10 protein-coding genes are annotated in these 13,041 nt (G+C 72.0%); 7 read left to right on the plus strand and 3 right to left on the minus strand.

From position 1 onward, the window contains the following. Window positions 1-66: 66 nt before the first annotated feature. Entirely contained in the window at window positions 67-216 is a 150-nt protein-coding gene (locus KBX63_RS11875; RefSeq protein ID WP_210911066.1) for a hypothetical protein, read from the minus strand. Window positions 217-222: 6 nt separating this feature from the next. Next, window positions 223-2,601, minus strand: a complete 2,379-nt coding sequence (locus KBX63_RS11880) for a DEAD/DEAH box helicase (RefSeq protein WP_210911067.1) — start codon at window positions 2,599-2,601, stop codon at window positions 223-225. 139 nt (window positions 2,602-2,740) lie between these two features. Between KBX63_RS11880 and KBX63_RS11885 the strand changes: the two genes are divergently transcribed. The 6 genes from KBX63_RS11885 to topA all read left to right on the plus strand — a co-directional run bounded on the left by KBX63_RS11885 (window position 2,741) and on the right by topA (window position 10,790). Then, entirely contained in the window at window positions 2,741-3,097 is a 357-nt protein-coding gene (locus KBX63_RS11885; protein ID WP_074316127.1) for an STAS domain-containing protein, read from the plus strand. After that, window positions 3,094-3,531 (plus strand): ATP-binding protein, encoded by a 438-nt coding sequence (locus KBX63_RS11890; protein ID WP_089018050.1) that lies wholly within the window; start codon window positions 3,094-3,096, stop codon window positions 3,529-3,531. The genes KBX63_RS11885 and KBX63_RS11890 overlap by 4 nt, the downstream gene beginning before the upstream one ends. A gap of 321 nt (window positions 3,532-3,852) precedes the next feature. Further along, entirely contained in the window at window positions 3,853-6,201 is a 2,349-nt protein-coding gene (locus KBX63_RS11895; protein ID WP_210911068.1) for a sodium-translocating pyrophosphatase, read from the plus strand. 115 nt (window positions 6,202-6,316) lie between these two features. Beyond that, window positions 6,317-6,859, plus strand: coding sequence for a hypothetical protein (locus tag KBX63_RS11900; RefSeq protein WP_210911069.1), 543 nt, complete (start codon window positions 6,317-6,319; stop codon window positions 6,857-6,859). After that, window positions 6,850-7,581 carry a hypothetical protein gene (locus KBX63_RS11905; protein ID WP_210911070.1) on the plus strand — a complete coding sequence of 244 codons (732 nt, stop codon included), beginning with the start codon at window positions 6,850-6,852 and terminating at the stop codon, window positions 7,579-7,581. The genes KBX63_RS11900 and KBX63_RS11905 overlap by 10 nt, the downstream gene beginning before the upstream one ends. Window positions 7,582-7,958: 377 nt before the next feature. Further along, window positions 7,959-10,790 (plus strand): type I DNA topoisomerase, encoded by a 2,832-nt coding sequence (gene topA / locus KBX63_RS11910; protein WP_210911071.1) that lies wholly within the window; start codon window positions 7,959-7,961, stop codon window positions 10,788-10,790. Window positions 10,791-10,867: 77 nt separating this feature from the next. Here the strand turns inward: topA and KBX63_RS11915 are convergent, their stop codons facing one another. Further along, the gene (locus KBX63_RS11915; protein ID WP_210911072.1) at window positions 10,868-12,184 is read right to left on the minus strand and encodes a D-arabinono-1,4-lactone oxidase; all 1,317 of its coding nucleotides are present in this window, start codon (window positions 12,182-12,184) and stop codon (window positions 10,868-10,870) included. A 226-nt stretch (window positions 12,185-12,410) separates the two neighbouring features. Between KBX63_RS11915 and KBX63_RS11920 the strand changes: the two genes are divergently transcribed. After that, window positions 12,411-13,016 carry a TetR/AcrR family transcriptional regulator gene (locus KBX63_RS11920; protein WP_210911234.1) on the plus strand — a complete coding sequence of 202 codons (606 nt, stop codon included), beginning with the start codon at window positions 12,411-12,413 and terminating at the stop codon, window positions 13,014-13,016. Window positions 13,017-13,041: the final 25 nt, after the last annotated feature.

Below are 13,041 nucleotides of genomic sequence, written 5' to 3' on the forward strand. Positions count from 1 at the left end.
GCCGGCCCGCGTCCCGGCGCTCCCACCCGTGACCGGGTCCACCCCCTTCGGCCCTCTCTGCGGAGGTCAGCGGCCGTCGACGGTGACGCGCAGCGCCCAGCCGTTGAGGACCTGGTGGAAATCCCGCAGCCGCTCGTTGATCTGCTCCAGCCGTTCCGCCTGGGCCAGGGCGGCCAGCGCGGACCCGAGCGCGATCTGCTGGTCGAGGGTGTGCAAGGCGGCTCAGGAGGGCAGGTTCGTCAGCACCACGTCGAGCACCCGGATCGCGTCCGGCTTGGAGAGCGGGTTGTTGCCGTTGCCGCACTTCGGGGACTGCACGCAGGACGGGCAACCCGTCTCGCAGCCGCACTCCGCGATCGCGTCCCGGGTGGCCCGCAGCCACGCCGACGCCGTCCCGTACGCCCGCTCGGCGAAGCCCGCGCCGCCCGGGTGCCCGTCGTAGACGAAGACGGTCGGCGCCTCGGTGTCCGGGTGCACCGCGGTGGAGAGCCCGCCGATGTCCCACCGGTCGCAGGTGGCCATCAGGGGCAGCAGGCCGATCGCGGCGTGTTCGGCGGCGTGCAGCGCACCCGGCACGTCCGGGGCCTGCACACCGGCCGTGGCCAGTGACTGTGGCGACAAGGTGAACCAGACCGCCACCGTGCGCAGCTCCCGGGTGGGCAGGTCGAGCGGCCGGGTGTCGATCACCTCGCCGGTGGCGATCCGGCGTCGCTGGTACGACACCACCTGGCTGGTCACGTCCACCTCGCCGAGGAACATGCCGACCGGCCCGGCGTCCACGTAGGAGCGCACCGACACCACGGACAGGTCGGTGACGTCCCGGGCGTGAGTGGACCAGTCCGGCTCCTCCACGTGCACCAGCGCGCAACCGTCGGCAAGGTCGAGCTCGTCCACCACGTACGACACGCCCTGATGCAGGTAGACCGCGCCGGGGTGGAGCAGGAAGTGCGAGGAGCCGCCGTCGACCGTGCCCAGCAGCCGGCCGGTGGCCGACTCCACCACGCAGACCGGGGCGCCGCCCTCACCGCGCAGATCCACCTCGGGGCGCTCCCGGTGCCGCCAGTACCAGCCGGTGGGCCGTTGTCGCAGCGCCCCGGCCGCCACCAGCTCGTCGACCGCCTCCTTCGCCCCGTCACCGAAGAGCGCCAGGTCGGCCGGGGTGAGCGGGGCCTCGACCGCGGCGCAGGCGAGCTGCGGGGCCAGCACGTACGGGTTGGCCGGGTCGAGCACCGTCGCCTCCACCGGCGCCCCGAAGATCGCTTCCGGGTGGTGGATCAGATAGGTGTCCAGCGGATCGTCCCGGGCCACCAGCACCGCCAGCGCCTCCTGCCCCGAGCGCCCGGCGCGGCCCGCCTGCTGCCAGAGCGACGCCCGGGTCCCCGGGTATCCGCAGATCAGCACCGCGTCCAGGCCGATCAGGTCCACGCCCAGCTCGAGCGCGTTGGTGGAGGCCAGCCCGAGCAGGTCACCGTGCAGCAGCGCCCGCTCCAGCTCGCGCCGCTCCTCACGCAGGTAACCGCCCCGGTAGGCGGCCACCCGCTTGCCGAGCCCCGGCACCGCCTCGTCCAACGCCCGGCGCGCGTTGGCCGCCACCACCTCGGCGCCCTTGCGGGACCGGACGAACGCGAGCGTGCGTACCCCCTCGGCGACCGTGTCGGCGAGCAGGTCCGCGGTCTCCCGCAGCGCCGACCGGCGGACCTGGATGAGGTCCGGCACGTCGTCGTGCCCGCCCGCCGCCTGGGCGGGTGCCACGGAAGAGGTCGCCGACGAGTCGGGTGGCAGCAGCGGCGGCTCCCAGAGCGCGAAGGTCACCCCGCCGCGCGGCGACGCGTCCTCGGTGACCGCCGTCACCGGCAGGCCGGTCAGCCGCCCGGCCGCGGTCGCCGGGTCGCCGGAGGTCGCCGAGGCGAGCACGAACACCGGGGCGGCCCCGAACCGGGCGCACTGCCGGCGCAGCCGGCGCAGCACGTGCGCGACGTGTGAGCCGAACACCCCCCGGTAGGTGTGGCACTCGTCGATCACCACGTACGCCAACCGGCGCAGGAAGCCCGACCACTGGGCGTGCCCGGGCAGGATGCCGTGGTGCAGCATGTCCGGGTTGGTCAGCACGAACCGGGAGTGCCGGCGGATCCACTCCCGCTCGGCGCGCGGAGTGTCCCCGTCGTAGCAGGCGGGGCGTACCCCCTCCAGCTCCAGCCCGGCCACGGCCCGCAGCTGGTCGGCGGCGAGCGCCTTGGTCGGCGCCAGGTACAGCACGGTCGCCCGGGGGTCGGCGAGCAGCGTGGCCAGCGACGGCAGTTGGTACGCCAGGGACTTGCCGGACGCGGTGCCGGTGGCGACCACCACGTGGCCGCCGTCGTACGCCAGGGTGGCCGCCTCGGCCTGGTGTCGCCAGGGCGCGACCACGCCGCGACGGGCGAACGCCGCGCGCAGCTCCGCGGGCGCCCACGACGGCCACGGTGCGGGCACCCCGGCGCGGGCCGGCACCCGTTCGACGTGGGTGACCGGGTCACCGGCGCTCCGGGCACGCAGCCGGCGCAGCAGGTCGACCGGCGATGGTTCAGGGCCGGGATCTGCGGATACGGTGGCTGCGGACGACACGCCCTGCACTCTCGCACTGGTGTTCGGAGATGAAAAGTCGGGCGGGGGGTAAGGAGGAGCTTCCGTTGGCGACCGCAGGGTGGCCAAGCGGTAATGGTTAGATGCCCAGGAGAGTTTACGGCTCTGGCGAGGAGGACCGATGGAGCTGTCGCTGGCGACCCGCACCGTGGGCGAGCACACGGTGCTCGAGGTCGGCGGTGAGGTGGACGTCTACACCGCGCCCCGGCTCCGCGAACGGCTCCTCGAACTGATCGACGGCGGCGCCCGGCACGTGGTGGTCGACCTCGGTCGGGTGGACTTCCTCGACTCCACCGGGCTGGGCGTGCTGGTCGGCGCGCTCAAGCGACTCCGCACGGCCGGCGGCTCGTTCGCCCTGGTCTGCGACAAGGAGCCGCTGCTCAAGATCTTCCGGATCACCGCGCTGGACCAGGTCTTCCCGCTGCACCCCACGGTCGACGCGGCGGTCGGCGCGGAACCGACCGGTGCCAGCGCGTGATGGCGACAGTCAAGCTCTCCTTCTCCCCGGCGCCGGTGCACGTGCGTACCGCCCGGTTGGTCGGCGTCGCCGTCGCCCGGCGCGCCGGGGTCCGCGAGGACCTGCTGGACGAGGTGCGCCTGGCCATCGGCGAGGCGTGCACCCGGGCGGTGGCCCTGCACCGCCAGTACGGCCTGGCCGACCCGGTGCTGGTGGAGATGTCCGACGCCGGGTCGTACGCGGTGCGGGTGGTGGACCGGGCGCCGATCGAGGCCGGCATCGGGCTGGCCGCGCTGCCGCCGGACGAGCTGGCCAACGAGTCGCTCACCGATGAGGCGCTGACCACCGGAGTCGGTTTCGCCCTGCTCGCCGGCTTCGTCGAGGACCTTCAGGTGCGTCCGGTCGACGAGGGCGTCGGCACCGAGGTGCGGATGGTGTGGCCGGTCGGCCGCTGACCCGTTCTGTTCCGTTCCGCAGGCCGCATCCCGCTGGGGGTGCGGCCTCCTTGTCATGGACCGCGCCCTATATCAGATTTCGTTTCATAACACAGCGACGAAGATCATCGAGACACGGTGCCACCTCGGTGTGACCTCCGACACTGTGGAGGGCTACAGTACCCGGGTTGTCAGCAAGTGATCCATCCCGCAGCCAGCGGGTATGGGTGTTCATCGCTGGTCCGCTGGGGTGGGTTGGCGCGCGCTTGCGAGTCCGCGTTCAGGCGCCGGTCGGTGCGTCTCCACTCACCGGCGCGAGTGTTCGGTAACAGGAGGACACAGATGTCCGAGACCTTGGCCGCCGATGGCGGCGGGCTTTCCCTTACCGGAAGCAATGTCACGTACGTCGTCATCGCCGCGGTAATCGCGCTGGTGGCGCTCGTCTTCGCCGCCGCCCTGACAAAGGCGGTGCTGGCAGCCGGCAAGGGCACCACCAACATGCAGGAGATCTCGGGGGCGGTCCAGGAGGGCGCCTCGGCCTACCTGCTCCGCCAATTCCGCACCCTGGCGATCTTCGTCGTCATCGCCGTGGTGCTGCTCTTCCTGCTGCCGGTGCACGACACCGACGGCAGCGAGACCGCGGTGAAGTTCGGCCGCTCGCTCTTCTTCGTGGTGGGCGCCCTGTTCAGCGCGTCCATCGGTGGGGCCGGCATGTGGCTGGCCACCCGCGCCAACCTGCGCGTGGCCGCCGCCGCCCGGGAGCGACAGGGTGGCCGCGAGGCGGCCATGAAGATCGCCTTCCGCACCGGCGGCGTGGTGGGCTTCCTCACCGTCGGCCTCGGCCTGTTCGGCGCCGCGCTGGTCGTCCTGGTCTACCGGGGCGACGCACCGACCGTGCTGGAGGGCTTCGGCTTCGGCGCCGCGCTGCTCGCGATGTTCATGCGGGTCGGCGGCGGCATCTTCACCAAGGCCGCCGACGTCGGCGCCGACCTGGTCGGCAAGGTCGAGCAGGGCATTCCGGAGGACGACCCGCGCAACGCCGCCACCATCGCCGACAACGTGGGCGACAACGTCGGCGACTGCGCTGGCATGGCCGCCGACCTGTTCGAGTCGTACGCGGTCACGCTGGTCGCCGCACTGATCCTGGGTCGCGCCGCGTTCGGCGAGGACGGCCTGGTCTTCCCGCTGATCATCTCCACCATCGGCGTGCTGGTCGCGATCTTCGGCGTCTTCATCACCCGGCTGCGCGCCTCCGACCGCAGCGGTCTGACCGCGATCAACCGGGCCTTCTACATCTCGGCGGTCCTCTCCGCGGTGCTGGTGGCGATCGCCGCCTACGCCTACCTGCCGGCGACCTTCGCCGAGCTGGAGGGTGGGCTCACCGACGTCGACCGCAACCCGCGGCTGGTGGCCATCGGCGCGGTGATCATCGGTATCGTGCTGGCCGCCGCCATCCAGGCGCTCACCGGTTACTTCACCGAGACCAACCGGCGCCCGGTGCAGGACATCGGCAAGAGCTCGCAGACCGGTGCGGCCACCGTCATCCTGGCCGGCATCAGCATCGGGCTGGAGTCGGCGGTCTACTCGGCGCTGCTGATCGGGGCCGGCGTCTTCGGCGCGTTCCTGCTCGGCGGCAGCTCCATCACGCTGTCGCTGTTCGCGGTGGCGCTGGCCGGCACCGGCCTGCTCACCACGGTCGGCGTGATCGTCGCCATGGACACCTTCGGGCCGATCTCCGACAACGCCCAGGGCATCGCCGAAATGTCCGGTGACATCGACGAGCACGGCGCCCGGACGCTCACCGAGCTGGACGCGGTCGGCAACACCACCAAGGCGATCACCAAGGGGATCGCGATCGCCACGGCCGTGCTCGCCGCGACCGCGCTGTTCGGCTCGTACACCGACACGTTGCGCACCGCGTACGCGGACGCGGGCGTGGGCGACGTCGGGACGGAGATCCTGAACTCGCTGAACGTGGCCAACCCGCGCAACCTGGTCGGCCTGATCATCGGTGCGGCGGTGGTGTTCCTCTTCTCCGGGCTGGCCATCAACGCGGTGTCCCGCTCGGCGGGTGCCGTGGTGATGGAGGTCCGCCGGCAGTTCCGTGAGCTGCCCGGCATCATGGACCGCACCCAGCGCCCGGAGTACGGCAAGGTCGTGGACATCTGCACCCGGGACGCGCAGCGCGAGCTCATGACCCCGGGTCTGCTCGCCATCCTGGCGCCGATCGCGGTCGGCTTCGGCCTCGGGCCCGGCGCGCTCGCGGCGTACCTGGCCGGGGCGATCGGGGCCGGCACGCTGATGGCGGTCTTCCTGGCCAACTCCGGTGGCGCCTGGGACAACGCGAAGAAGCTGGTGGAGGACGGCGCGTACGGGGGCAAGGGCTCCGAGGCGCACTCCGCGACGGTCATCGGCGACACCGTCGGTGACCCGTTCAAGGACACCGCCGGCCCGGCCATCAACCCGCTGCTCAAGGTGATGAACCTGGTCTCGCTGCTGATCGCGCCGGCCGTGGTGGCGTTCAGCATCGGCGACGACCGGAACACCCCCGTGCGGGTGGGCATCGCGGTGGTGGCCACGCTGATCATCGTGGCGTCGGTGGTGTTCAGCAAGCGCAAGGGCATCGCGATGGACGACTCCGACACCGGTGCGGGCAGCACGGACCACCGGCCGGAGACGGTCAACGCCTGACCGTCCTCGGCACCGGGTCCCCGGTCGGCGTGCCACGCCGGCCGGGGACCGTCGGTTCCTCCTCCGGGCCGTCTGACCGGTGCCACGCCTGGCCGGAGGTCGTACGCTGCAACGCATGCGTACGTGCCAGGCGTCTGCCGCCGGAAAGCTCACGGTGGTCCTGGCCACGTTCGTCGTCGTGCTCTCCGGCTGCGGTGGCGGCCCCAGCCCGCGGGCCTGGGCGGCCACGGTCTGCGGCGCGCTGACCCCCTGGCGCTCCGAGATCAGCAAGTTGACCAGCAGCACCGATGAGCAGATGACCGCGCAGACCACGCCGGCGCAGGCCAAGGAGAACCTGGTGCGGCTCTTCGATGGGGCGGAGCAGGCCAGCGAGACCGCGCGCCGCAAGGTGGAGCGGGCCGGCGTTCCGGAGACGGACAACGGCGAGGCCATCTCCGCCGGTTTCCGCAGCTCGCTGGGGAAGATGCGGGACGCCTACGGCCGGGCCCGGGACACCATCGACGGGTTGGGCACCGGCGAGCCGACCGTCTTCTACGACGGTGTGCGGGCTGCCGTGGACACGCTCAACAAGGAGTACGACGCCAGCGCGCTGGACACCAGCCGGCTCAACTCCGAGGAGCTGAAACAAGCCTTCGACGAGGTGCCGGAGTGTCGCTGAGCGGGCTCGGCGACACCGGAGCGGCGCAGCCGCCCCCGGCGCTGTTCCCCGCGCCCGAGCCCGACGCGCCGGCATCCGAGCCCGCGCGACGGCGGAGCGGGCCGACCCGGTCCGGGGCGAGCGGGACGGCGCAGACCGACGATACGCGGCGCCAACTGGTCTTCTTCGGCGCGGAGGCGGCCGAACCGACGGTCGCCGACCTGGCCGGGCTGCTCGCCGGGCCGGGCGAGGTGGTGCGGATGGGCGGCACCGCCCGCCTCTCGGTGCAGGTGGACGCCGCCTGGCGGGTGCACGTGCTGGTCGCTGAGCTGGCGCTGCGCGGGTTGGCGGCGAGCTGGGAGCCGACCGGGGACGCGCGACACGCCGTCCGTACCTCGTACACCCGGGTCCTGAAGCCGCTCGCGGTCGCCTGGCTGCACGGCCCGGCGAAACGCCCACCGGCCACCTTTCACCTGACCGGCCGGCGGCTGCGGCTGTGGCTCGCCGCCGCCGGGTCGCCGGAGCCGCCCGGCGGCTTCCTGCTGCGGCTCGGCGAGGGCGACCAGGAGTGTTGGGAACCGGTCGGCGCGGCGCTCGCCGCCGCCGGGCTCGCGGGCACGCTGCTCGGCCCGGACGAGGGTGGCCCGGGGTACCGGATCACGGGCCGGCGCCGGTTGGGCCGGCTCGCCGAGCTGGTCGGGGGGCCGCCGCGGGCGGCGCCGACCGACGCCTGGCCGACCTGACCACCAGGGGGACGAACCGGGCCATTCCGCCCACGGCGGAGGGGGAGTCCGGGTCCCCGTCGGCTGTCCGGTCCCGGACAGCCGGCAAGCTGATCCGGGCGGAAAACGGGCGGGTCGGACCTCGGCCGAGGGTCCGCCATCGTCACAGTGACCCGCTTCGAGCCCTACCCACGGTGTACGGTGGCGCCGTCCGGCAGTGCCGAGCGCGGCGGGGCGGGAGTGGACCGCCGCGCCGGAGCGGATTGCCGCCCGCGAAACCCGAAACGCGGACGGCGCGTTACGTTGGACATCCGGACCGCCGGTGCGACGGCGGGGCCGAGGGCGGTCGCTGACCGGGCGCCGGCAGGCCACGAGCAGAAGTGAGGTCGGGGAGAGACGTGCCGAGTAACGCTGGAACCACCCGTCTGGTCATCGTCGAGTCTCCGGCGAAGGCCAAGACGATCTCGGGCTACCTGGGCCCGGGGTACGTCGTGGAGGCCAGCTTCGGTCACGTCCGCGACCTGCCACGCAACGCCGCCGACGTGCCGGCGAAGTACAAGGGCGAGGCGTGGGCCCGGCTCGGGGTGGACGTGGACAACGGCTTCCACGCGCTCTACGTCGTCTCCGCCGACCGGAAGCAGCAGATCAGCAAGCTGGTGAAGCTGGCCAAGGAGGTCGACGAGATCTTCCTGGCGACGGATGAGGACCGCGAGGGCGAGGCCATCGCCTGGCACCTGGTGGAGACGCTCAAGCCCAAGGTGCCGGTCAAGCGGATGGTGTTCCACGAGATCACCAAGCCGGCGATCCAGGCGGCGGTGGCGAACCCCCGGGAGATCGACCGCGACCTCGTCGACGCGCAGGAGGCCCGGCGCATCCTCGACCGCCTCTACGGCTACGAGGTCTCCCCGGTGCTGTGGAAGAAGGTCATGCCGAAGCTCTCGGCCGGCCGGGTGCAGTCCGTGGCGACCCGGATCGTGGTCGAGCGGGAGCGTCAGCGGATGGCCTTCCGCACCGCCGAGTACTGGGACATCCTGGCCTCTCTCGCCGTGGCGAACGCCGGCGAGGGGCCGCGCGCGTTCAACGCCACCCTCATCGCGCTGAACGGCGACCGGATCGCCACCGGCAAGGACTTCGAGCCGACCACCGGCCGGGTGAAGCCCGGGGCCGGCGTCGTGCACCTGGACGAGGGCGGCGCCCGTGGGCTGGCGGCCCGGCTCGAGGGCCGGCCGTTCACGGTCACCCGGGTCGAGGAGAAGCCCTACCGCCGCCGCCCGTACGCGCCGTTCATCACCTCCACGCTCCAGCAGGAAGCGGCCCGCAAGCTGCGCCTGTCGTCGCAGCAGACGATGCGCACCGCGCAGCGCCTGTACGAGAACGGCTACATCACCTATATGCGTACCGACTCGGTGAACCTGTCGGAGACCGCCATCTCGGCGGCCCGCCGGCAGATCGTCGAGCTGTACGGCGAGCGCAGCGTGCCACCGGAGCCGCGCCGCTACACCGGCAAGGTGAAGAACGCGCAGGAGGCCCACGAGGCGATCCGCCCGGCGGGGGACAACTTCCGCACCCCGGGCGAGGTGGCCAAGGAGCTGTCCGCCGAGGAGTTCAAGCTCTACGAGCTGATCTGGCGCCGCACCATCGCCTCGCAGATGACCGACGCGGTCGGCTCCAGCGTCTCGGTGCGTATCCGCGCGGTCTCCACCTCGCAGGAGGAAGCCGACTTCGGCGCCACCGGCAAGACCATCACCGACCCGGGCTTCCTGCGCGCGTACGTCGAGTCCAGCGACGACGAGAACGCCGAGGCCGAGGACGCCGAGCGCCGGCTGCCCACCCTGGTGAAGGACCAGCCGCTGACCGCCGATGAGCTGGCCGCGCAGGGCCACCACACCCAACCACCGTCGCGCTACACCGAGGCGTCGCTGGTCAAGGCACTGGAAGAGCTGGGCATCGGCCGCCCGTCCACGTACGCGTCGATCATGCAGACGATCCAGGACCGGGGGTACGTCACCAAGCGCGGCCAGGCGATGATCCCGACCTTCCTGGCCTTCGCGGTGATCGGCCTGATGGAGCGGCACTACCCCCGCCTGATCGACTACGACTTCACCGCCACCATGGAGAACGAGCTGGATGAGATCGCCGGCGGTGACCACGCCGCGGTCGACTTCCTCACCGCGTTCTACTTCGGCGGCGCCAACGGCGCCGGCGACCAGGGCATCGCCCGCTCCGGCGGGCTCAAGAAGCTGGTCACCGAGAACCTCAGCGACATCGACGCGCGCAGCGTCAACTCCATCCCACTCTTCACCGACGACGACGGCCGGAAGGTCGTGGTCCGGGTGGGCCGGTACGGGCCGTATCTCCAGCGGGAGATGCCCGGCGGCGAGCCGGCGGCACCGGCCGAGGGTGAGGAGGGTGGCGCCCAGGGCGACCGGGCCCCGATCCCCGAGGGGCTGGCTCCGGACGAGCTGACCCCGGAGAAGGTGCACGAGCTGTTCCTCGGTGGCAGCGGCGAGCGCAAGCTCGGCGACGACCCGGGCACCGGCGAGCCGATCGTGCTCAAGGCCGGCCGGTTCGGCCCGTACGTGTCCAGCGGCGAGCGGAAGTCTTCGCTGCTGCGCTCACAGACGCCGGACTCGCTGACCCTCGAGGACGCGCTCAAGCTGCTCAGCCTGCCCCGGCTGGTCGGCGTCGCGCCCGACGGGGTCGAGGTGTTCGCCAACAACGGCCGCTACGGCCCGTACGTCAAGCGGGGCGAGGAGTTCCGGTCGCTGGAGTCTGAGGAGCAGATGTTCACGGTCGGCCTGGACGAGGCGCTGGCTTTGCTGGCCGCCCCGAAGGCCCGCGGACGGCGGGCCGCGGCGCCGCCGCTGCGGGAGATGGGCGTCGACCCGCTGACCGAGAAGCCGCTGGTGATCAAGGACGGCCGGTTCGGCCCGTACGTCACCGACGGGGAGTTCAACGCGTCGCTGCGGCGTGGACAGACGCCGGAGGCGCTGACCATCGAGGAAGCCTCGGAGATGCTGGCCGAGAAGCGGGCCAAGGGTCCGGCGCCCAAGAAGAAGGCGGCGGCGAAGAAGGCTCCGGCGAAGAAGGCCACGGCCACCAAGAAGACGGCCGCCGCCAGCAAGTCCACCGCCGCGAAGAAGACCACCACCGCCAAGGCCACCACCACGGCCAAGAAGACCCCGGCGAAGAAGGCGGCCCCCCGCAGGGCCGCCACCAGCACGGAGTAGCCCGGCCTACCGAGATCTTGGAAGGAAACCGGCCCCTCCGGGGGCAGCTTCCTTCCAAGATCCCTCAGGGCGAGCTGTCAGGCGCCGAGGATGTGGGTCAGGTGGGGGTTGGTGAAGACCCGGTCGGGGTCCAGGCGGTCGCGGAGGGCCTGGAAGTCGGCGAAGCGCGGGTAGGCGGTGGCCAGCGTCGCGGCGTCGCGGTAGTGCAGCTTGCCCCAGTGCGGGCGCCCGCCCAGTCCGGCGGCCACCTCCTCGAAGGCCCGGAAGTACGGCTCGTACGGCATCCCGACGTACTGGTGCACGGCGATGTACGCGGAGTCCCGGCCGTAGCCGTGCGACAGCCAGATGTCGTCGGCGGCGGTGAACCGCACCTCCACCGGGAAGAGCACCTTGAACGGCAGCCCGTCCACGATCCGCCGGAGTGCCGCCAGCGCCTCGGGCAGCGCCTCGCGGGGCAGGCCGTACTCCATCTCCACGAAGCGGACCCGGCGCGGGGTGCAGAACACCCGGTCGGAGCGGCCGGTGTACCGGCGTTCGGTGAGCGCGCGGGCGGAGACGGCGCTGATCCTCGGGGCCAGCGCCGGCACCGCCCGGCCGAGCCGGCAGGCGCTGGCGAAGACGGTGTTGGCCAGGAAGTCGTCGTCCAGCCAGCCGCGCCATCGGGGCAGCGGCCGGTCATTGGTGGGTACCCGGTCGTTGGTCTTGACCTGGACCCGTGCGGTGTAGGGAAACCAGTAGAACTCGACGTGGTCGTGGTTGCCGATCAGTGCCGGCAGTTCGTCGAGCACGTCGGCCAGCGCGGCCGGGCGTTCGTGGGCGTGCAGCACGAAGGCGTCCACGCAGCGCAGGGTCACCTCGACCAGTACGCCGAGCGCGCCGAGCGACACCCGGGCGGCGGCGAAGACGTCGGGGTGCTCGTCGGCGGAGCAGCGCAGCACCTCCCCGGTGCCGGTGACCAGGGTGATCGCCTCGACGAAGGTGGACAGGCAGCCAAAGCCGGCACCGGTGCCGTGGGTGCCCGTGGAGATCGCCCCGGCGACCGTCTGGGCGTCGACGTCGCCGAGGTTGGGCAGGGCGAGGCAGTGTCGGGCGAGCAGGCCGTTGAGGGCGTGCAGGGTCATCCCTGCCGGTACGGTGACGAGCCTGCGCTCGACGTCGACGCTGACGAGGGTGTCGAGCTCGGACAGTTCCATCCGTCGGTCGTCGGCGAGCGCGATGGCGGTGAACGAGTGGCCGCTGCCGGCCACCCGGATCCGGCCGCCGGTGGTGGCGGCGGCCCGGACGGCCTCCGCGACGTCGGTCGGCGAGCCGGGGCGGAGGATTGCGGTGGCGCTGCCACGCTGGTTACCGGCCCAGTTGGACCAGCGGGCGGTGAGCGGTGCGGTGCCGACCATGCGCGCTCCTCGAAGATGAATATGAACTGACTTCATATCAGGAACGTTGTAGCTGGTAAATACCGCAATTGCGGTCCGCTCGTTGTACCGGTAGTCACGGACTCGTGACGTGGAGATATGTTCATCCGTCGAAGGGGGGTGGCGCCGAGTGTCCACACCAGCCGCCACGACCGGGCCGCTGCGCCGCGTACCGGTGCAGGGTCGAAGTGTCGCGCGGGTACAGCGCATGTTGGATGCCTGCGCCGAACTCGTCGACGAGGTGGGGTACGAAGGGCTGACCACGACCCTGCTCGCCGAGCGCGCCGAGGTGGCGATCGGGTCGGTCTACCAGTTCTTTCCGGACAAGCGGGCGATCGTGCAGGCACTGACCCTGCGCACGATGGAGTCCTACCTCCAGCGGCTCGACGAGCGGTTCGCCTCTGACGAGATGACCCACTGGTGGGACGGCGTCGACGCGGGGATCGATGAGTACATCACGATGCACCGCACCGTCCCCGGCTTCCGCACCCTGCACTTCGGCGACGTGGTCGACCTGCACCTGCTCGATGAGCAGCGGGACAACAACGGCGTGATCGCCGACCAGTTGGCGCGGGTGCTCACCGAGCGCTTCGGGCTGACCGACGTCCCGAAGCTCCGCTTCGTCCTGGAGATCGCGGTGGAGGCGGCCGACGCGCTGATCAAGCTCGCGTTCCGGCGGAGGTCCGACGGCGACGAGCGGGTGCTGCTCGAGGCGAAGGCGCTGATCCGGGAGTACCTGCACCGCCAGGTCGACGGCCCGGAGAGTGCGCGGTCGACCGCCGAGCAGCCGGCAGCGGCCACCCAGCCCGCCTGACCCGGTCCGCCGGGCGGGCGGACCG

The sequence above is a fragment of the Micromonospora sp. U21 genome, assembly GCF_018070045.1.
In the GTDB taxonomy this organism is placed as follows: Bacteria; Actinomycetota; Actinomycetes; order Mycobacteriales; family Micromonosporaceae; genus Micromonospora.